Annotated in this window: 14 protein-coding genes and 2 pseudogenes; 13 read left to right on the forward strand and 3 right to left on the reverse strand. The window is 60.5% G+C overall.

The window, feature by feature from the left end; translation table 11 throughout:
* Positions 1-92 precede the first annotated feature (92 nt).
* The 4 genes from ACZZ0A_RS27535 (at position 93) to ACZZ0A_RS27550 (ending at position 6,994) form a co-directional block, all read left to right on the forward strand.
* Positions 93-3,677 (forward strand): DUF2339 domain-containing protein, encoded by a 3,585-nt coding sequence (locus ACZZ0A_RS27535; protein ID WP_463543990.1) that lies wholly within the window; start codon positions 93-95, stop codon positions 3,675-3,677.
* On the forward strand, positions 3,674-5,038 hold the full coding sequence (locus tag ACZZ0A_RS27540) for a DUF3999 domain-containing protein (protein ID WP_007909264.1): 1,365 nt from the start codon (positions 3,674-3,676) through the stop codon (positions 5,036-5,038). Before ACZZ0A_RS27535 ends, ACZZ0A_RS27540 begins: the two co-directional genes overlap by 4 nt.
* Positions 5,039-5,377: 339 nt before the next feature.
* Positions 5,378-6,388 (forward strand): class 1 fructose-bisphosphatase, encoded by a 1,011-nt coding sequence (locus ACZZ0A_RS27545; protein ID WP_007909265.1) that lies wholly within the window; start codon positions 5,378-5,380, stop codon positions 6,386-6,388.
* A gap of 3 nt (positions 6,389-6,391) precedes the next feature.
* The gene (locus tag ACZZ0A_RS27550) at positions 6,392-6,994 is read left to right on the forward strand and encodes a DUF924 family protein (RefSeq protein WP_123375599.1); all 603 of its coding nucleotides are present in this window, start codon (positions 6,392-6,394) and stop codon (positions 6,992-6,994) included.
* A gap of 200 nt (positions 6,995-7,194) precedes the next feature.
* Here the strand turns inward: ACZZ0A_RS27550 and ACZZ0A_RS27555 are convergent, their stop codons facing one another.
* On the reverse strand, positions 7,195-7,959 hold the full coding sequence (locus tag ACZZ0A_RS27555; RefSeq protein WP_371260421.1) for a methyl-accepting chemotaxis protein: 765 nt from the start codon (positions 7,957-7,959) through the stop codon (positions 7,195-7,197).
* 93 nt (positions 7,960-8,052) lie between these two features.
* Positions 8,053-9,087, reverse strand: a pseudogene (locus tag ACZZ0A_RS27560) (HAMP domain-containing protein); the annotation flags it as partial.
* A 281-nt stretch (positions 9,088-9,368) separates the two neighbouring features.
* Here ACZZ0A_RS27560 and ACZZ0A_RS27565 point away from each other — a divergent pair.
* Positions 9,369-9,623, forward strand: coding sequence for a hypothetical protein (locus ACZZ0A_RS27565; RefSeq protein WP_003220802.1), 255 nt, complete (start codon positions 9,369-9,371; stop codon positions 9,621-9,623).
* A gap of 30 nt (positions 9,624-9,653) precedes the next feature.
* Positions 9,654-10,223 (forward strand): lipocalin family protein, encoded by a 570-nt coding sequence (locus tag ACZZ0A_RS27570; RefSeq protein ID WP_095113972.1) that lies wholly within the window; start codon positions 9,654-9,656, stop codon positions 10,221-10,223.
* 120 nt (positions 10,224-10,343) lie between these two features.
* Here the strand turns inward: ACZZ0A_RS27570 and ACZZ0A_RS27575 are convergent, their stop codons facing one another.
* Positions 10,344-11,708, reverse strand: coding sequence for a formimidoylglutamate deiminase (locus tag ACZZ0A_RS27575; RefSeq protein ID WP_095113973.1), 1,365 nt, complete (start codon positions 11,706-11,708; stop codon positions 10,344-10,346).
* Positions 11,709-11,854: 146 nt separating this feature from the next.
* On the opposite strand from ACZZ0A_RS27575, the gene hutC reads away from it, so the two are divergent.
* The 7 genes and pseudogenes from hutC to ACZZ0A_RS27610 all read left to right on the forward strand — a co-directional run bounded on the left by hutC (position 11,855) and on the right by ACZZ0A_RS27610 (position 19,671).
* The gene (hutC, locus tag ACZZ0A_RS27580; protein ID WP_162130175.1) at positions 11,855-12,565 is read left to right on the forward strand and encodes a histidine utilization repressor; all 711 of its coding nucleotides are present in this window, start codon (positions 11,855-11,857) and stop codon (positions 12,563-12,565) included.
* A 9-nt stretch (positions 12,566-12,574) separates the two neighbouring features.
* A complete protein-coding gene (locus ACZZ0A_RS27585) occupies positions 12,575-13,144 on the forward strand; it encodes a HutD/Ves family protein (protein ID WP_463543991.1) in 570 nt (189 codons plus the stop codon).
* Positions 13,145-13,593: 449 nt separating this feature from the next.
* Complete coding sequence (hutU, locus tag ACZZ0A_RS27590) at positions 13,594-15,276, forward strand: urocanate hydratase (RefSeq protein ID WP_463543992.1); 1,683 nt, start codon at positions 13,594-13,596, stop codon at positions 15,274-15,276.
* A gap of 122 nt (positions 15,277-15,398) precedes the next feature.
* The gene (locus tag ACZZ0A_RS27595; RefSeq protein WP_095113976.1) at positions 15,399-16,871 is read left to right on the forward strand and encodes a purine-cytosine permease family protein; all 1,473 of its coding nucleotides are present in this window, start codon (positions 15,399-15,401) and stop codon (positions 16,869-16,871) included.
* A gap of 70 nt (positions 16,872-16,941) precedes the next feature.
* On the forward strand, positions 16,942-17,910 hold the full coding sequence (locus tag ACZZ0A_RS27600) for an ABC transporter substrate-binding protein (protein ID WP_016984618.1): 969 nt from the start codon (positions 16,942-16,944) through the stop codon (positions 17,908-17,910).
* Positions 17,911-17,993: 83 nt separating this feature from the next.
* A pseudogene (locus tag ACZZ0A_RS27605) lies at positions 17,994-18,844 on the forward strand (ABC transporter permease).
* On the forward strand, positions 18,841-19,671 hold the full coding sequence (locus ACZZ0A_RS27610; RefSeq protein WP_007909304.1) for a quaternary amine ABC transporter ATP-binding protein: 831 nt from the start codon (positions 18,841-18,843) through the stop codon (positions 19,669-19,671). Before ACZZ0A_RS27605 ends, ACZZ0A_RS27610 begins: the two are co-directional and overlap by 4 nt.
* Positions 19,672-19,756 lie beyond the last annotated feature (85 nt).

A 19,756-nucleotide genomic window follows, 5' to 3' on the forward strand; every position in this document is an offset into this window, starting at 1 on the left:
TAACCCTGTAGGAGCTGCCGAAGGCTGCGATCTTTTTGGGTCAGGCTGCGCTAATCTTCCCGGATTGGCCTTTGCGCTTAGGGATATCGACCATGCAATGGATGTTCATGTTGATCGGGCTGGTGCTCGGCTGGCTGCTCGACGAGTCGTTCAGTGACGCGCTGTTGGGCGCGTTGTTGGGGCTGGCAATCGGGCAGACGATCCGCATCGCTCGGCTTGGCTCGCTGGCGGCGGCGCAACAGCAGCAACTTGAGCAGGCGAAGGTTGCTTTGCAGGGCGTCGAACAGCGCCTGTTTCTGCTCGAAGGCGTGCCCCTTCATGCTGCGCCGCCACCGACTTCGGCGCCGGCCGCCGAACCTGTCGTCGAACCGCTCAAAGCAGTCGAAGAAGCCCCGGCCCCCGAACTGGTCTGGGAACTGCCGCCCGAACTCGAACCGATTTCCGCCGTCGCCAGCGAAACCAGTCAACCGCTGCCTGCTGATGTGTGGCGCCTCGATGCCGTCACGCCCGAACCGTCAAAACCCGCCGAACCCCGTGGCCCGAACCTCATCGAGCGCGGCATCAATGCTGCGCGTAACTGGCTGTTCGGCGGCAACACCGTGCTGCGCGTTGGCGTGGTGTTGTTGTTTTTCGGTCTGGCGTTCCTGCTGCGCTACGCCACCGAAGGCATGATCGTGCCGATCGAGTTGCGTTACGCCGGTGTCGCGGCGGCCGCGTTGGGCTTGCTCGCGCTGGGTTGGTGGCTGCGCCGGCGCAACAGCAATTACGCGTTGATGCTGCAAGGCACCGGGATTGCGGTGCTGTACCTGACGGTGTTTGCGGCGATGCGCCTGCACCCGTTGCTCGATCCGTCGGCCGCGCTGGGACTGCTGGTGGCGGTGACGATTTTCTCGGCGATTCTCGCCATTACCCAAGACGCCTTGGGGCTTGCCGCAGCGGCGGCGCTGGGCGGTTTTGCCGCGCCGATCCTGACTTCGACCGGCGCCGGCAACCACGTCGCGCTGTTCAGTTATTTCGCGCTGCTCAACGCCGGCATTCTCGCCATCGCCTGGTTCAAGGCCTGGCGTCTGCTCAACCTGATCGGCTTCGTCGGCACCTTTGGTATCGGTTTCGCCTGGGGTTTGCGTTCGTATACGCCGGAGCTGTTGTGGAGCACCGAGCCGTTCCTGATTCTGTTTTTCCTGATGTACCTCGCCATCGGCCTGCTGTTCGCCCGGCGCAAATTGCTCGACATGCCGGACGCGCCGGCGGCGGACGACCGCGAGGCGTTGCTGCACTGGTCTGCGCGCAAGGGCGATTACGTCGACGGCACGATGCTGTTCGGCCCGCCGATCATTGGCTTCGGTCTGCAGTTTGCGCTGGTGCAGCATCTGGAGTTTGCTGCCGCTTTCAGTGCGCTGGCGTTGGGCATGATCTACATGGCGCTGGCCAAGGTGTTGATGGGCGGGCGCGCGGTGCTGCTGGGCGAAACCTGTCTGGCGCTCGGAGTGATTTTTGCCAGTCTGGCGATCCCGCTGGGGCTCGATGCGCGTTGGACCTCGGCGGCGTGGGCGGTGGAAGGCGCGGGGATTTTCTGGCTCGGTTTGCGCCAGCATCGACCGTTCGCCCGCGCGTTTGCCTTGCTGCTGCAACTGGGTTCCGCGTTAGCCTTCCTCAGTCAGTTGCGGGTCGGCGAAAGCAGTCTGCTCGACGGTGCGCCGCTGGGCGCTTTGATGCTCGGGATTGCCTTGCTGTTCAGCTTCTATCAATTGCGCAAGGCCTCGCCGCAACAGGCATCACTTTGGGAGCGTCAAGGCTTGCCGGTGTTGGCGTGCCTGGGCCTGACCTTCCTCTATCTGCTGGCGCCGCTGTTCTTCTTCGTTCAGGCCACTGCCATCAGTTGGGCGCTGGCCGGTCTGGTGACGTTGTTTGTCGGTCTGCGGATTCAATCGCGCACCTTCCTGTTCACCGCGTTTGCCGTGCAGTTGCTCGGCGGTGCGTTGTTCCTGTTGCGTCTGCAAGGCGCGGGCGAGGATTCGGCAGCGGTGTTCAGCGCCGGCTGGAGTGGCTTGCTCAGTGCTTCGCTGATCGGTCTGGCGTTGATCGCCGGCATGCTGTTGGCGGCCCGTGATGAAATGGTGCGCGGTGATGTACGTCTGCTGCGCGGATTGTCGGTGGTGCTGTTGGCTGGTCTGGTGCTGATCAATCTGGCGGTGCTGTTTGTCCTGCCATGGCAGACCGCGAGCGCGGTGTGGGCGGCCAGTGGTTTGCTGATTATCTGGTTGAGCCTGTACCTCAAGCAGCGCGTGAGTTTTGTTTTCGGTTTGTTGTTGCAAGTGATCGGTGGCGCGGCGTTTTTGCTGGCCGGTCCGGAGTTGCTCGGGCCACTGTCCAGCGAAGGTTTGAAACCGCTGGCCCATGGCGGATTCTGGACGCCGCTGGTACTGGGGCTGGCGGCGATGATCGGTGCGTGGCGCCTGCAACTGGGCAATCACGCCTCGGCATTCGATGCGTTGAGTTTGCAGCGCTTGTCCGAAGTACTGCTGGTGTGGGGCGCGGGTTGGTGGGCGCTGGCGTGGGTTAGCGAGGTGCTGCGTTTTGCTGCTCCGAATTTGCAAGGCACGTTGCTGCTGTTGGTTGCAGCCGTAAGCGTGGCGGTGTGGACTGTGTTGGCGCTACGTTTGAAATGGCCGGCGCTGGGCTTGCTCTGCACCTTGCTGATTCCGGCGGCAGGTCTGGTGTTGCTCGCTGCTTGGCATTCGCGTTATCACCCGGCGACGGATTTCGGCTGGCTGGCGTGGGCGGCGGTGTTCGCCGTGCACTTCTTCAGTCTGCGGCGCCTGGCGCCGATGTTGCCGGCGCGCGCCTTGAGTACGGCGCATGTATTGGGCTGTTGGTTGCTGATTAGCGTGCTGGCGCTGGAATTGCGTTACGGGCTACTGCTGTTGTCCGAGCAATACAACGCCTGGCGTTGGTTGGGTTGGGCGATTCTGCCGAGCGTTTATCTGCTGCTGGCAGCGGCCCCGCGCTCTTGGCGGTGGCCGGTCGCAGCGTTTGCCCGCGAGTACCGCTTGTACGCCGCCGCGCCGCTGGCGGTGCTGATGCTCGCGTGGTTTTGGTTGGCGAATGGCGTCAGCGATGGCAACGCCGAACCGTTGCCGTATGTGCCGCTGCTGAACCCGCTGGAGCTGGGTCTGTTGTTTGCTTTGTTCGGCGTTTATGTCTGGTCGCGCAGTGCAGTTTCGCAGCTGTCGATTCGTCAGGACTACACCGAATACGCGACGCAACTGATCGCCGGGGTATCGCTGTTCGCTTTCTGCACCGCGCTGGTCACCCGCGCGGCACACCATTGGGCCGGGATTCCGTTCGAGCTCGATCAACTGCTCGGCTCGATGCTGGTGCAGGCCGGATTGTCCATCGTCTGGACGTTGATGGCGCTCGGGCTGATGATCGGCGGGCATCTGCGTCATCGTCGCGAAGTGTGGTTGATCGGCGCGGCGCTGATTGCGCTGGTGGTGGCCAAACTGATTTTTGTCGAACTGAGCAACCGTGGCGGCCTTGCCCGGATCGTCTCGTTTATCGGCGTTGGCGTGTTGCTGTTGGTGGTCGGCTACTTCGCGCCACTGCCGCCTAAACGCGTCGAAGCTGAACCGGCGGCGGACAAACCGGCCCCGAACACCGAAGGAGTTTCATCTTGAGTCGCATGCGAAATCTGGGTTGGTTGGCGTTGGGCGTGGTGATGGTGGCCGGTGCTCAGGAAAAACCGGCGGACTTCGCCACGCAGGTGCCGCTGTCTGTGAGCGGCAACGGCCCGTGGTATCGCCTCGACTTACCGTTGAGCGTGCAATTGCAGGCGCGCCAGACTGATCTCAGTGACTTGCGGGTATTCAACGCCGCTGGCGAAGCGCAGGCCTACGCCTTGGCGCGCGAGTCGGCGCAGACCCGCGATGACGGCCAGTTGCACGAGGTGAAATGGTTCCCGCTGTACAACGCCGCCGACGCCAGTGAGCGCGCGCCGAATGTGCGCGTGCAATCGACCACCAACGGCACGCTGGTCGAAGTGCAGCCGTCCAGCCAGTTGGAGGCGGGTGAAGAAGTGCTGCGTGGCTGGCTGCTGGATGCCAGCGCGATCAAGGCGCCGTTGCAGCAATTGATCCTCGACTGGACCAGTGAGCGCGACGGCTTTCAGCGTTTCAGCATTGAGGCCAGCGATGACTTGCAGCACTGGCAGCCGTGGGGCGAAGGTCAGGTCGCACGACTGACTTTTTCCGATGAGCGCATCGAGCAGCACGAAGTGACGTTGCCGGGGCAATCGGCGCGTTATGTGCGGCTATTGTGGGAGTCGCCGAACTCGGCGCCGATTTTGACGGCGGCACAATTGAAAAGCAGTGATCCGCGCGATTTGCCGCTGCCGTTGGTCTGGTCGCAGGCATTGGCCGGCAGCAGCACCAAGGCCGGGGAATACACCTGGCAGTTGCCGATGGGGCTGAATGTCGAACGCGTGCAGGTTGAACTCAAACAACCGAACAGTCTGGCGCCGGTGATATTGGCGGGGCGACGTGAAAGCAGCCTGCCGTGGCAGGAACTGAGCAGCGGCTTGCTCTATCGCCTGAGCCAGAATAATCAGGATGTAGTGCAGAACGAATTGCAGCTCTACGGGCAGACCGTGCAGCAGTTGAAGCTGACGGTCGATGAGCGCGGCGGTGGTCTGGGCGCGCAGGCGCCCAGCGTGAAGTACGCGGTGCGGGCGACTCAGGTGATCTTCCTTGCACGCGGAGAGGGGCCGTACAGTCTGGCGCTGGGTAATCCGACGGTGAAAACGGCGAACTTGCCGCTGGCGACGCTGATTCCGGATTTCAAGCCGCAGAAGCTGGCGTCGTTGGGCAAGGCGTCGGTGCAGGGTGAAGCGGTTGGTACGCAGACATCGACGGCGACCACAGCGGCGGTGGCGGAGACCAATTGGAAGAAGATTGGGTTGTGGGCAGTGTTGTTGTTGAGTGTGGTGTTTTTGGGGGCTATGGCGTTTAGCTTGTTGCGCAAGCCTCCAACCAACACCTGAGAATGGCTGGCGCTGCGCGCCAATCGCTGGCAAGCCAGCTCCCACAGGTTATTTGGTGTACACAAAATAGATGAACGACCGAAGTCCTTGTGGGAGCTGGCTTGCCAGCGATGACGGCCGATCAATCAACAAAAATCCTCAAACCGCCGCTATCACTCAACCACCATCCGTCCCGAACCGGTCTACGCTAAACCCGCTACCTGAACTCTCCACCGACAATCACGTCTCATGCAGGCAATTACACCCCAACGCACGTTACCGGGCGTCTTCGCTCGCTACGTTTTCAGACTCCCTGTAAACTGCGCGGGTTTTTAGCCCCCCATTCCACCGGAGCCGTCCATGTCCCGCGTTACCCTGAGTCGCTATTTGATTGAGCAGACCCGCAGCAATAACACTCCTGCCGATCTGCGTTTCCTGATCGAAGTGGTGGCGCGTGCTTGCAAAGAAATCAGCCACGCCGTGTCCAAAGGCGCCCTGGGTGGTGTTCTGGGCAGCATGGGCACTGAAAACGTCCAAGGCGAAGTGCAGAAGAAACTCGACGTGATCTCCAACGAGATCCTGCTCGAAGCCAACGAATGGGGCGGTCACCTGGCCGGCATGGCGTCCGAAGAAATGGACAATGCCTACCAGATCCCGGGCAAATACCCGAAAGGCGCCTATCTGCTGGTATTCGACCCACTGGACGGTTCGTCGAACATCGACATCAACGCCCCGGTCGGCACCATCTTCTCGGTACTGCGTTGCCCGAACGAATACCTGAGCCAGAACGAGCCGCTGAACGAAAAAGCGTTCCTGCAGCCAGGCACCCAGCAGGTTGCCGCCGGTTACGCGATCTACGGCCCGCAAACCATGCTGGTACTGACCCTCGGTGACGGCGTCAAAGGTTTCACCCTGGACCGCGAAATGGGCAGCTTCGTGCTGACCCACGAAGACATCACCATTCCTGAATCGACCCAGGAATTCGCCATCAACATGTCCAACCAGCGTCACTGGGAAGCCCCGGTACAACGCTACGTGGGCGAGCTGCTGGCCGGTGAAGAAGGTCCGCTGAAAAAGAACTACAACATGCGTTGGGTCGCGGCGATGGTTGCCGACGTACACCGCATCCTGACCCGTGGCGGTCTGTTCATGTACCCGCGCGACAGCCGTGAGCCGTCCAAGCCAGGCAAACTGCGTCTGATGTACGAAGCCAACCCGATGTCGTTCCTGGTGGAACAGGCGGGCGGCGCGTCCACCGACGGTCATCAGCGTATTCTCGACATCCAGCCTGAAGGCCTGCACCAGCGCGTAGCAGTCTTCCTCGGCTCGAAAGAAGAAGTCGCTCGCGCTACGGCTTACCACAAGGAATAAACCATGACCGCGCCCTGGCAGCCGTTGCTCGATTGGTGGTTCGGACACGCCGAATCCCCGGACGAGATTTCGGCTGACAAGGGCAAGTTGTGGTTCGGTAAGCGAGACAGCCAAGACCTCGAAGCGCGTGAGCGATTCGGGGTCTTTGTCGATCAGGCCCTGGCCGGCGAATTGACCGAGTGGACGCAACGTCCCGAAGGTTGGCTGGCGCTGGTGCTGTTGCTCGATCAATTGCCGCGAATGATCTTTCGCGACACTCCCAAAGCGTTTTCCGGTGATCTGCGCGCGCAGAAACTCGTTGCCCAAGGCATTGCGGCGGATTTCGATCGGCAGTTGAAACCGATTCAGCGTGTATTCATTTATCTGGTGTTCGAACACTGCGAAAACCTCGCGGTGCAGAATGAGGCGGTTTCCAGATTTATCGAGCTGGTGGCTGAACAGCCGGAGTCGGAGCGGGCCGTGTTTGCGGACAATCTGGATTATGCCGAGCGGCATCAGAAAGTGATTGCACGATTTGGCCGGTTTCCGCATCGCAATGCGGTGTTGGGGCGGGAGTCTACGGCTGAAGAGTTGGTGTTTCTTTCTGAGCCTGGGTCAAGGTTTTAAGGGCTTACCCTCACCCTAGCCCTCTCCCTGGGGGAGAGGGGACTGACCGAGGTGGATGTTGGAGGTACATCGACTTGAGAGACCTGAGTCGAACTCAGGTTTTGAAAGGCTTGAAGATCTGCTCCCTTTCCCCCCTCGCCCCCCTGGGGGCGGTCCGACGTTTCGGGAGGGCTGGGGTGAGGGGGTAAAGCCCTTGATCTTTAAATCCTGAAACTACCCACCAACTGCTTCAACCGCGCCGCCTGCTGCTCCAGATCCGAGCACGCCCGCAACGTTGCCTGCAAGTTCTCCACACCTTCCTGATTCAGCGTGTTGATCTCGTTGATATCGACGTTGATCGACTCGACCACAGCGGTCTGCTCTTCAGTCGCGGTGGCCACCGACTGGTTCATCCCGTCGATCTCGCCAATACGCTGAGTCACGCTGCCCAACCGCTCACCGGCCTGGTTGGCGATGCCGACGCTGCTTTCACTCTCGCGCTGGCTCTCGGTCATGATGCTGACCGCCTGGCGCGCGCCGACTTGCAGCTCTTCGATCATCTTCTGCACTTGCTGCGCCGAATCCTGGGTGCGGTGCGCGAGGTTGCGCACTTCGTCGGCAACCACGGCGAAACCACGACCGGCTTCACCGGCACGCGCCGCTTCGATCGCGGCGTTGAGCGCGAGCAGGTTGGTCTGCTGGGAAATACTGGTGATCACTTCGAGAATCTGGCCGATGTTCACCGTGTTGCTGTTCAGGGTTTCGATGTTGCCGCACGAATCGCTGATCTTCGCCGACAGCTGCTGCATGGCGTGGATGGTTTTATCGACAACCTGCTGGCCGTCGACCGCGAGGCTGCGCGCATCGCTGGAGTGCTGCGAGGCGAGGGCGGCGTTCTGGGCGATTTCCTGCGCGGCGGCGCCGAGTTGGTTGATCGCCGCGGCCACGCTGTTGGTGCGCGAGGCTTGCTGATCGGAGTTGTACATCGACGAGTTCGACGCTGCGACCACGCGCAGGGCGACTTCGTTGACCTGGCCGGTGGCCGAGGACACTTCACGAATCGAAGTGTGAATGCGCTCAACAAAACGGTTGAATGAGGTGCCCAGTGCGCCGAACTCATCGTTGCCGTGGATCACCAGACGTTTGGTCAGGTCGCCTTCACCTTCGGCGATGTCGTGCATCGCGCGGCCCATGGTCAGCAGCGGTTGCATCAACACGCGAATGAGCATGCCGAGCAGGGCGATGATGATTACCACGGCAATAACCATGGCGATCAGCGCCGAGGTGCGGAATTCGCTGAGCATGGCGAACGCGGTGTCTTTATCGAGCACCAGCGCCACGTACCAGTCGGCCGACGGACCGCCGTTGACGCGGGTGAAGGAGATCAACTGCGTCTTGCCGTCGAACTCGACTTCTTTCAGGCCCGGGCTGACTTTTGGTGCGCCGTTCGGGTAGGCCTCGGCGAGGGTCTTGAGCACCAGTTTGCTGTCCGGGTGGATAAGGATCTTGCCATCGGCACTGACGATGAACGCGTGGCCGTGGCCACCGAAGTTCAGCGAGTTGATGATCGCGCTGACGCTGGTCAGGTCGATGTCGGCACCGGCGACGCCGAGCATCTGGCCCTGGCGCTGCACCGGGGTGGCGACAGTGATTACCAGTTTGCCCGAGGACGCGGCGATGTACGGTTCGGTGACGATGGTCTGTTGCGCGCTGTTGGCGGCTTTGTACCAGCCGCGTGCGCGTGGATCGTAATCCGGCGCGCGATTGCCGGCCGGCACGGAGAACATCACGCCGTCGGCGCCGCCAAAATAGCTGAGCTGGAAATTGCCGGTGTAGGCGGGCAGGTCGATGATGCGTTTCAGGCTGGCGGGGGCGTTGCCGTCGACAGCCACTTGCTGCGACAGCGATTGCAGCAATTGAATGCGGCTTTCCAGCCAGGTCTGGATGTTGCTGGTGGTCAGGCTGCCCAGTTCCTGCATCGAGGCTTCGGTGCTGCTGCCCAAGGCTTCGCGCTGTCGATAGTCGTTGAAGAAAATGAAACAGGCGAACGCAACGGCCACCACGAGGGCGGCAGCCAACAAGATCTTGTGGCTGAATTTCATGTTTCTGGTCATCGAATGAACTACCGCGAAGGGGCTGGTCAAGAAAGGGCGGCAATTTGCCACACTCGGGGGCTTTGCGCTGCTCTTATTTCGACCGCGACGCGCCAAAGATTAGGCGTCTTTGGCGAAAGGCGACGAAATGCTCAATAGCCCTACAAAGTGTCTGATTTATCGGCAAATGCCAGACAGGCGGGCTAATAAATAGCCGTCCGCCCACGGAACCAGATGAGGGTTTTCTCTTCTAAGCTTCTGGTTGGCACCATGCCATCCCCCCTCGTTCCAGGAGTTACACCATGTCGCTGCGATCTATCGCCCTTCTGACGTTTTGCGTGCTGTTGGCCGCATGCAGCAAGGTCAATCAGGAAAACTATTCGAAGCTTTCGGCCGGTATGGCCAAGGCCGAAGTCGAGACTCTGCTCGGCAAGCCCACCGATTGCTCGGGCGCGCTCGGCATGTCCAGTTGCACCTGGGGCGACAAGAACAGCTTTATCAGCGTGCAGTATGCCGGTGACAAAGTGCTGATGTTTTCCGGCCAAGGCCTGAAGTAAACCGGGGCTTCGCGCCCACGGAGAAGAAAAATGAAGCGGTTATTGCTGATCCTTTTTGCCGGCCTGGTACTGGCCGGCTGCGCCACTTCCGGCGTAGACCCGTTGGCGCCGAAAACCGTCAACAGCGTCAATCTCAAGCGTTATCAGGGCACCTGGTATGAGCTGGCGCGCTTGCCGATGTACTTCCAGCGCAATTGCGCGCAGTCCGAAGCCCATTACACCCTCAAGCCTGACGGCAATGTCGCGGTGCTCAATCGCTGCCTGACGCCGCAATGGCAGTGGGAAGAGGCCAAGGGCACGGCTTATCCACAGGTGCCGGGCAAGACCGATAAACTCTGGGTCGAATTCGATACCTGGTTCTCACGCCTGATTCCGGGTGTGGCAAAAGGCGAATACTGGGTGTTGTACGTCAGCGATGACTACAAGACCGCCATCGTCGGCGACCCGAGTCGCAAGTACATGTGGTTGCTGTCACGCACGCCGACCGTCAACGGTGTGGTGCGTGAAGAGCTGCTGAGCAAGGCGCGTCAGCAGGGTTATGACACGACGCGACTGATCTGGCGTGCGACTGATCGACAGATGGCCAAGACTTCAAACTAAAGAACACCGCCAACCCCCTGTAGGAGTGAGCCTGCTCGCGATAGCGGTGTATCAGTCACATATTTATGGCTGACACACCGCTATCGCGAGCAGGCTCACTCCTACATTGGGTTATGTGTGTCAGCCTAAAAGGTCGCGCAGGACTTGGGTGAAGGCACGAGCACTGTCCTCTTCCCCTGCATGCCGACCATCACGCACTACCCACTGGCCATTGACCAGCACATCGCGCACCTGCCGATCGCCACCGGCAAACAACCAGCGATTCAAAATCCCGTCACCCGTGGCCGTCGCCAGATACGGATCGCTGCCATCGAGCACAATCCAGTCCGCACGCTTGCCCACCTCCAGCGCACCAACCGGCTGCCCCATCGCCTGCGCACCACCGTCCAGCGCCGCGTCATACAACGTACGTCCAACCATCGGCTGATCCGCGCCATACAAGCGATTACGCCGCTGATCACGCAGGCGCTGGCCGTATTCCAGCCAACGCAATTCCTCGACCACACTGAGCGAGACATGGCTGTCGGAACCGATACCCATGCGCCCACCCTGGGCGAGGAAATCCACCGCCGGGAAAATTCCGTCGCCGAGATTCGCTTCGGTGGTCAGGCACAGCCCGGCGATGGCGCGACTTTTGGCCATCAGCGTGACTTCTTCCGGGTTGGCGTGGGTGGCGTGCACCAGACACCAGCGTTGATCGACTTCGGTATTTTCGTAGAGCCATTGCAGCGGACGCCGACCGCTCCAACTCAAGCAGTCATCGACCTCTTTCTGCTGTTCGGCGATGTGAATGTGCACGGGGCATTGCTTGTCGCTGGCCGCCAAGACTTCGCTGATCTGCTGCGGGGTCACCGCGCGCAACGAGTGGAAGCACAGGCCCAGCGACTGCGCCTTTTGCTGCGCCAGTAACGGCTGCAAACGCGATTGCAGATTCAGGTAATTTTCGGTGCTGTTGATGAAGCGGCGCTGGCCGTCATTCGGCGTCTGGCCGCCAAAACCGGAGTGGCTGTAGAGCACCGGCAACAGGGTCAGACCAATGCCGCTTTCGCTTGCGGCCTGACTGATGCGCAACGCCAATTCAGCCGGATCGGCATACGGCTGACCATTGCTGTCGTGGTGCACATAGTGAAATTCAGCGACCGAAGTATAACCGGCCTTGAGCATTTCGATGTACAGCTGACGGGCAATCACGCCGAGTTGATCCGGGCTGATTTTTCCGACGAGGCGATACATCAGATCGCGCCAGGTCCAGAAACTGTCGTTGGGGTTGCCGGCCACTTCGGCCAGACCCGCCATCGCTCGCTGGAAGGCGTGGGAGTGCAAATTAGGCATGCCCGGCAACAGCGGGCCGCTCAGCCGTTCGGCGCCATCTGCGGTGGAATCGGCCTGGATTCGGGTCAGCAAGCCCTCGGCGCTGACCTCAAGACGTACATTGTTGGCCCATCCGTTAGGCAGCAGCGCGCGTTCGGCAAAGAAGGCGGACATGGTTCAGCACCCCATCGTGTGTTATTTGTATATACATATACAGACGTTTGCCTGCCCGGTAAACTCCGGCAAGCTAGCCACTTTCATCCAATGAACAGGGATCAACCGTGCCGACTCCGCCTCCAGTCTCCCCGTTGGCCGCGAACATGGGCGACAGTCCGGCGCCCTTGTACGCCCGCGTCAAACAGATGATCACCCAGCAGATCGACAGCGGAAACTGGCCGCCGCACTACCGCGTGCCGTCCGAGAGCGAGCTGGTCAATCAACTCGGTTTCAGCCGCATGACCATCAACCGTGCCCTGCGCGAGATGACCGCCGACGGTCTGCTGGTGCGCATGCAAGGCGTCGGCACGTTTGTCGCCGAACCGAAGAGCCAGTCCGCGCTGTTCGAAGTGCACAACATCGCCGACGAAATTGCCTCCCGTGGCCATCGCCACACCTGCCAGGTGATCACCCTCGAAGAAGAGGCCGCCGGTTCCGAGCGTGCGCTGGCGCTGGACATGCGCGAAGGGCAGAAGGTGTTCCACTCGCTGATCGTGCATTACGAAAACGACATTCCGGTGCAAATCGAAGACCGTTTCGTCAACGCGCTGGTCGCTCCGGAATACCTCAAACAGGATTTCACTCTGCAAACGCCGTACGCCTATCTGAACCAGGTGGCGCCGCTGACCGAGGGCGAGCACGTGGTTGAAGCGATCCTCGCCGAATCCTCAGAGTGCAAGTTGCTGCAGATTGAAAAGGGTGAGCCGTGCTTGTTGATTCGTCGCCGCACGTGGTCGGGGCGTCAGCCGGTTACCGCTGCACGATTGATTCACCCGGGTTCCCGTCATCGTCTGGAAGGGCGGTTCCATAAATAGAGAGCATAAATGAATGGTTTGAGGGTTTTACGCGCCGAAGGCTACCCGCGCATGCCGTGGAAAAACGGCGGCGGCAGCACTGAAGAAATCACCCGTGATGCCGGTGCCGGGCTGGACGGTTTTGGCTGGCGTCTGTCGATTGCCGACATCGCCGAATCCGGTGGTTTTTCAACATTCGCCGGTTATCAGCGGGTGATCACCGTGTTGCAGGGTGACGGCATGACCTTGTGCGTTGACGGCGACGATACGCGGCCGCTGTTACCGCTCGACCCGTTTGCCTTTAGCGGTGAAAGCCAGGTGTCGTGCACGCTGCTCGGCGGTGCGATTCGCGATTTCAACCTGATCTATACGCCGCAGCGTTACAGCGCGCGGTTGCAGTGGCTGGACGGTGAGCAGCGTTTCTTCAGCTCGGCGGGGACGGTGTTGGTGTTCAGTGTCAGTGAGTTGCTGGAAGTCCGGATCGGTGACAGTGTTTCGCAGTTGGGGCGACATGATTGCCTGCAACTGGACGGCAACAGCGGTCTGGCCGAAGTCTCCACCAATGCGGGTTGCTGCGTCATTGAACTGACTGGACGCTGATTCAGAAATCTTAAAGGATCGCAGCCTACGGCAGCTCCTACAGGGTGTACATCAAACCCAGTGTAGGAGCTGCCGAAGGCTGCGATCTTTTGCTTTTGGGGTGTTCCCAACCCACGCACCAACTTGTTACCGAACGCCCCAGCGTGGCGCAAAACCACGCTCATGTAACAAAGCCCCGCCTCCCTAAATCATCCCCAGGAAAAATTTCATCCACGCCTGAACCCTTGATTCAGGCGCTCTCCAGCCTTGCCGGCGATTTTTCTTGAACGACCCTCCAACAAGTTGGCCGCTTGATTGCATATGCTTGTATGTACAAGTAAAGACGTATGCGTATGAGTCGCTCGAGACTCTCCGCAGCGTCCACTGATTCGCTTGTCGCGCATCGAAGCGCACAGGCTGCTTGCCCACTGCCAGGGTTGGTTTGAATTGATCGCTGAGGAGTCTTTTTCGTGACTGACAATAAGCCTACAAAGTTTCGCAACGTTGAGATCCGCGCCGCCCGCGGCAACAAGCTGACCGCCAAGAGCTGGCTGACCGAAGCGCCGCTGCGCATGCTGATGAACAATCTCGACCCGGAAGTTGCCGAGAACCCGAAAGAGCTGGTGGTCTACGGTGGTATCGGTCGCGCCGCGCGTAACTGGGAGTGCTACGACAAGATCGTCGAGAGCCTCACCCACCTGAATGACGACGAGACCCTGCTGGTGCAATCCGGCAAGCCGGTCGGCGTGTTCAAGACTCACAGCAATGCCCCGCGTGTACTGATCGCCAACTCCAACCTCGTCCCGCACTGGGCGAGCTGGGAACACTTCAACGAACTCGACGCCAAAGGTCTGGCCATGTACGGCCAGATGACCGCCGGCAGCTGGATCTACATCGGCAGCCAGGGCATCGTCCAAGGCACCTACGAAACCTTCGTTGAGGCCGGTCGCCAGCACTACAACGACAACCTCAAAGGCAAGTGGGTCCTCACCGCCGGTCTGGGCGGCATGGGTGGCGCACAACCTCTGGCGGCAACTTTGGCCGGCGCGTGCTCGCTGAACATCGAATGCCAGCAGGTCAGCATCGATTTCCGTCTGAAAAGCCGTTACGTCGACGAGCAAGCCAAAGACCTCGACGACGCTCTGGCGCGCATCGATAAATACACCAAGGAAGGCAAAGCGATCTCCATCGCCCTGTTGGGTAACGCCGCAGAAATTCTCCCGGAACTGGTAAAGCGCGGCGTGCGCCCGGACATGGTCACCGACCAGACCAGTGCCCACGATCCGCTCAACGGTTACCTGCCTGCCGGCTGGACCTGGGACGAGTACCGCGCCCGCGCCAAGACCGAACCGGCCGCTGTGATCAAAGCCGCCAAGCAGTCGATGGCTGTGCACGTCAAAGCCATGCTGGAATTCCAGAAGCAAGGCATCCCGACCTTCGACTACGGCAACAACATCCGTCAGATGGCACAGGAAGAAGGCGTCGAAAACGCGTTCGATTTCCCGGGCTTCGTACCGGCCTACATCCGTCCGCTGTTTTGCCGTGGCATCGGTCCGTTCCGCTGGGCGGCACTGTCGGGTGATCCGCAAGACATCTACAAAACCGACGCCAAGGTCAAAGAGCTGATCCCGGATGACGCGCACCTGCACAACTGGCTGGACATGGCCCGCGAGCGCATCAGCTTCCAGGGTCTGCCGGCACGTATCTGCTGGGTTGGCCTGGGCCTGCGCGCCAAGCTCGGTCTGGCCTTCAACGAGATGGTTCGCAGCGGCGAGTTGTCGGCGCCAATCGTGATCGGTCGCGACCACCTTGACTCCGGCTCGGTCGCTAGCCCGAACCGCGAAACCGAATCGATGCAGGACGGTTCCGACGCCGTGTCCGACTGGCCATTGCTCAACGCATTGCTCAACACTGCGAGCGGGGCGACCTGGGTTTCCCTGCACCACGGCGGCGGCGTCGGCATGGGCTTCTCGCAGCACTCGGGCATGGTGATTGTTTGCGACGGTACTGACGAAGCGGCCGAGCGCATCGCGCGCGTGCTGCACAACGACCCGGCTACCGGCGTCATGCGCCACGCCGATGCCGGTTACCAGATCGCCATCGACTGCGCCAAGGAACAGGGCCTGAACCTGCCGATGATTACCGGCAAATAAATGCAAAACCCCTGTAGGAGCTGCCGCAGGCTGCGATCTTTTGATGTTGGTTTTTCAAGATCAAAAGATCGCAGCCTGCGGCAGCTCCCACAGAGAATCTAACAATCCACAGAGGTTGAATCATGGCTGTCAACACCGATCGTGCAGGCAACAAACCGTTGATCGAAAGGCGTTCGATCGACTACATCCCGGAAGCGGAAAGACACGGTCGTCTGTTTAGCCAGTTCACCCTGTGGATGGGTGCCAACCTGCAAATCACCGCGATTGTCACCGGGGCCTTGGCCGTGGTGCTCGGCGGTGATGTGTTCTGGTCGTTGATCGGTCTGTTGATCGGTCAATTGCTGGGCGGCGGGGTGATGGCGCTGCATGCCGCGCAAGGCCCGAAGCTGGGCCTGCCGCAGATGATCTCCAGCCGCGTGCAGTTTGGCGTTTACGGCGCGGCGATCCCGATCGTGCTGGTGTGCCTGATGTACCTGGGTTTCACCGCGACGGGCACCGTGCTTTCCGGCCAGGCGCTGGGGCAGTTGTTTAACGTCAGCGACAGTGTCGGCATCCTGATTTTTGCCAGCGTCATCGTGCTGGTGACGGTGCTCGGTTATCGGGTGATCCACTGGATCGGCCGTGTTGCCAGCGTCATTGGCGTGATCGCTTTCGTCTTCCTGTTCTGGCGTTTGATGAGCCAGACCGACGTCGGCGCACTTCTGCAGATCCGTCATTTCAGCTGGAGCAGCTTCCTCCTCGCGGTGTCGCTCGCGGCCTCCTGGCAGATCGCTTTCGGCCCGTACGTGGCTGACTATTCCCGTTACCTGCCGAGCAATACCTCGGCGGTCAAAACATTCTTCGCCGCCGGTGCCGGCTCTGTGGTTGGCGCACAAGTGGCGATGATCCTCGGCGTGTTCGCCGCGGCTTCCTCCAACGGTCAGTTCGCCGGTCACGAAGTCGCCTACATCGTCGGCCTGGGCGGCACCGGTGCCACCGCGGCGCTGCTGTACTTCAGCATCGCGTTCGGCAAGGTGACCATCTCGACGCTGAACTCCTACGGCAGCTTCATGTGCATCGCGACCATCATCAGTGGTTTCAAAGGCCATCTGACGGTGACCCGGATGCAGCGTCTGGTGTTCGTGCTGGTGATCGTCGGCGCCGCTACTCTGATTGCGCTGCTCGGTCAGCACTCGTTCCTCGGTGCGTTCAAGTCTTTCATCCTGTTCCTGCTCGCCTTCTTCACCCCGTGGAGCGCGATCAACCTGGTCGACTACTACTGCATCACCCGTGAGCGCTACGACGTGCCGGCGCTGGCCGACCCGAATGGCCGCTACGGTCGCTGGAACCTGCTCGGCATCAGCGTCTATGTGTTCGGTGTGCTGGTGCAGTTGCCGTTCATCTCCACCAAGTTCTATACCGGTCCGCTGGTGGCCGCCCTCGGTGACGTCGATATCTCCTGGATCATCGGCCTAGTGCTGCCGGCCGTCGTCTACTACGTGTGTGCAAAAAAATGGCACAGCGCGGTACCCGATCAACTGATTCTGCCGGTCGAGCAGAACAGCGTTGTACAACCTAAAACAAGCGGGGCCGGTCGCGCTGCGGCGCAGGCCTGATTTGGACGTGGACAGGGCTGGATGCCTCTTGACTGCCGTAAGCCAATTCATGATTAGGAGCGTCACAACAATGAAATCGAACAAGACCCTGCTGACCACATTGCTGTCCATGGGCCTGCTGGCCAGTGCCGGTGCGACCCAGGCCGCGGGCTGGTGCGAATCGGGCAAACCGGTGAAGTTCGCCGGTCTGAACTGGGAAAGCGGCATGCTGCTGACCGACGTCCTGCAAGTGGTGCTGGAGAAAGGTTACGACTGCAAGACCGACAGCCTCCCGGGCAACTCCATCACCATGGAAAACGCCCTGAGCAGCAACGATATTCAAGTGTTCGCCGAAGAATGGGTCGGCCGCAGCGAGGTCTGGAACAAGGCCGAGAAGGCCGGCAAGGTCGTCGGTGTCGGCGCTCCGGTAGTGGGCGCGGTGGAAGGCTGGTACGTGCCGCGTTACGTGATCGAAGGCGACGCCAAGCGCAAGCTTGAGCCGAAAGCTCCAGACCTGAAAAACATCGCTGACCTGGGCAAATACGCCGCCGTGTTCAAGGACGCTGAAGAGCCGTCCAAGGGCCGTTTCTACAACTGCCCGGCCGGCTGGACCTGCGAACTCGACAACAGCGAAATGCTGAAAAGCTACGGCCTAGAAAGCAGCTACACCAACTTCCGTCCGGGCACTGGCCCGGCGCTGGATGCGGCGGTGCTGTCGAGCTACAAGCGTGGCGAGCCGATCCTGTTTTACTACTGGTCGCCAACCCCGCTGATGGGCCAGGTGGATCTGGTCAAACTCGAAGAGAAACCGGGCGTCGACAAGACCGTGAGCATCAAGGTCGGTCTGTCGAAAACCTTCCACGACGAGGCCCCGGAACTGGTCGCCGTGCTGGAAAAGGTCAACCTGCCGATCGATCTGCTGAACCAGAACCTGGGCCGCATGGCCAAGGAACGTATCGAGTCGCCAAAACTGGCGAAAATCTTCCTCAAGGAACATCCTGAGGTCTGGCATGCGTGGGTCAGTGCAGACGCTGCCAAGAAAATCGACGCGGCGCTGTAGGTCGATACCTCCCGGTCAACCGTGAGGCTGGCCGGGGGATATGCCGTAAACGCTTGATTGAGATTTCTGATTGAGAGCCGCTTATGTTTCCCGAAAGCTTTACCTTTTCCATCGCCGACTGGGTCAACGGTTGGGTCGATTCGCTGGTCACCAACTACGGTGATGTGTTCCGCCACATCTCCGACACACTGCTCTGGGCCATCGTCAACCTCGAAGGCTTGCTGCGCGCAGCGCCGTGGTGGTTGATGCTGGCGATCGTTGGTGTGGTCGCTTGGCATGCCACGCGTAAAGTCGTGACCACAGCAGTCATCGTCGGTCTGCTGTTCCTCGTCGGCGCCGTTGGCTTGTGGGACAAGCTTATGCAGACCCTGGCGCTGATGATGGTCGCGACGATCATTTCGGTGCTGATCGGCATTCCGCTGGGAATTTCTCGGCGCGCAGCAATCGCTTGCGTTCGGTGCTGATGCCGCTGCTCGACATCATGCAAACCATGCCGAGTTTCGTGTACCTGATCCCGGTGCTGATGCTGTTCGGTCTGGGCAAGGTCCCGGCGATTTTCGCCACGGTGATCTACGCCGCACCGCCGCTGATTCGCCTGACTGATCTGGGCATTCGCCAGGTCGACGGCGAAGTGATGGAAGCGATCAACGCCTTCGGTGCCAACCGCTGGCAGCAGCTGTTCGGCGTGCAACTGCCGCTGGCGCTGCCAAGCATCATGGCCGGGATCAACCAGACCACCATGATGGCCCTGTCGATGGTGGTGATCGCCTCGATGATCGGTGCCCGTGGCCTGGGTGAAGATGTGCTGGTGGGGATTCAGACCCTCAACGTCGGACGCGGCCTCGAAGCCGGTCTGGCGATCGTGATTCTCGCAGTGGTCATCGACCGCATTACTCAGGCGTACGGTCGGCCACGGCATGAGGTGAGCAAATGAGCAACGCAACCGTGAGCAAGATCGAAGTCAAAAACGTCTTCAAGATTTTCGGCAACCGCGCCAAGGATGCGCTGGCCATGGTCGGCCAGGGCAAGACCAAGGATCAGGTGCTGAGTGAAACCGGTTGCGTGGTCGGCGTTAACGACCTGTCGCTGAGCATCGGCACTGGCGAGATCTTTGTGATCATGGGCTTGTCCGGTTCCGGAAAATCGACACTGGTGCGCCACTTCAACCGGTTGATCGACCCAACCAGCGGCGCGATCCTCGTCGATGGCGTCGACATCCTGCAGTACGACATGGATGCTCTGCGCGAATTTCGCCGGCACAAGATCAGCATGGTGTTCCAGAGCTTCGGCCTGTTGCCGCACAAGACTGTGCTCGACAACGTCGCCTACGGTCTGAAAGTCCGTGGCGAGAGCAAGCAAATGTGCTCGGAACGCGCGCTGCACTGGATCAACACCGTCGGCCTCAAAGGCTACGAAAACAAATACCCGCACCAGCTCTCCGGCGGCATGCGCCAGCGTGTCGGCCTGGCGCGCGCCTTGGCGGCGGACACCGACATCATCCTCATGGACGAAGCGTTCAGTGCGCTGGATCCGCTGATCCGCGCCGAGATGCAGGACCAGTTGCTGGAGCTGCAAAAGACCCTGCACAAGACCATCGTCTTCATCACCCATGACCTCGACGAGGCGGTGCGTATCGGCAACCGCATTGCGATTCTCAAGGATGGTCGCCTGATTCAGGTCGGTACGCCGCGCGAGATTCTGCATTCGCCGGCGGATGAGTATGTTGACCGGTTCGTGCAGCGGCGGGCGGCAGTGGTTTGATCTGAATTATGCAGTGCACTGACTGGCCCTATCGCTGGCAAGCCAGCTCCCACAGGGATTGTGTGAACAATGAGGGCTCGCAGGC

It is taken from the genome of Pseudomonas sp. AC242 (assembly GCF_979258655.1).

Excerpts from the sequence above, each read along its gene's own strand:
- ACZZ0A_RS27575 (WP_095113973.1), bottom strand. The coding sequence starts at position 11,708 with ATGTCCGCCTTCTTTGCCGAACGCGCGCTGCTGCCTAACGGATGGGCC.
- ACZZ0A_RS27565 (WP_003220802.1), top strand. The coding sequence starts at position 9,369 with ATGTCGCTGCGATCTATCGCCCTTCTGACGTTTTGCGTGCTGTTGGCC.
- ACZZ0A_RS27610 (WP_007909304.1), top strand. The coding sequence starts at position 18,841 with ATGAGCAACGCAACCGTGAGCAAGATCGAAGTCAAAAACGTCTTCAAG.
- hutC (WP_162130175.1), top strand. The coding sequence starts at position 11,855 with ATGGGCGACAGTCCGGCGCCCTTGTACGCCCGCGTCAAACAGATGATC.
- ACZZ0A_RS27570 (WP_095113972.1), top strand. The coding sequence starts at position 9,654 with ATGAAGCGGTTATTGCTGATCCTTTTTGCCGGCCTGGTACTGGCCGGC.
- ACZZ0A_RS27550 (WP_123375599.1), top strand. The coding sequence starts at position 6,392 with ATGACCGCGCCCTGGCAGCCGTTGCTCGATTGGTGGTTCGGACACGCC.
- ACZZ0A_RS27555 (WP_371260421.1), bottom strand. The coding sequence starts at position 7,959 with ATGTACAACTCCGATCAGCAAGCCTCGCGCACCAACAGCGTGGCCGCG.
- ACZZ0A_RS27595 (WP_095113976.1), top strand. The coding sequence starts at position 15,399 with ATGGCTGTCAACACCGATCGTGCAGGCAACAAACCGTTGATCGAAAGG.
- ACZZ0A_RS27585 (WP_463543991.1), top strand. The coding sequence starts at position 12,575 with ATGAATGGTTTGAGGGTTTTACGCGCCGAAGGCTACCCGCGCATGCCG.
- ACZZ0A_RS27545 (WP_007909265.1), top strand. The coding sequence starts at position 5,378 with ATGTCCCGCGTTACCCTGAGTCGCTATTTGATTGAGCAGACCCGCAGC.
- ACZZ0A_RS27535 (WP_463543990.1), top strand. The coding sequence starts at position 93 with ATGCAATGGATGTTCATGTTGATCGGGCTGGTGCTCGGCTGGCTGCTC.
- ACZZ0A_RS27600 (WP_016984618.1), top strand. The coding sequence starts at position 16,942 with ATGAAATCGAACAAGACCCTGCTGACCACATTGCTGTCCATGGGCCTG.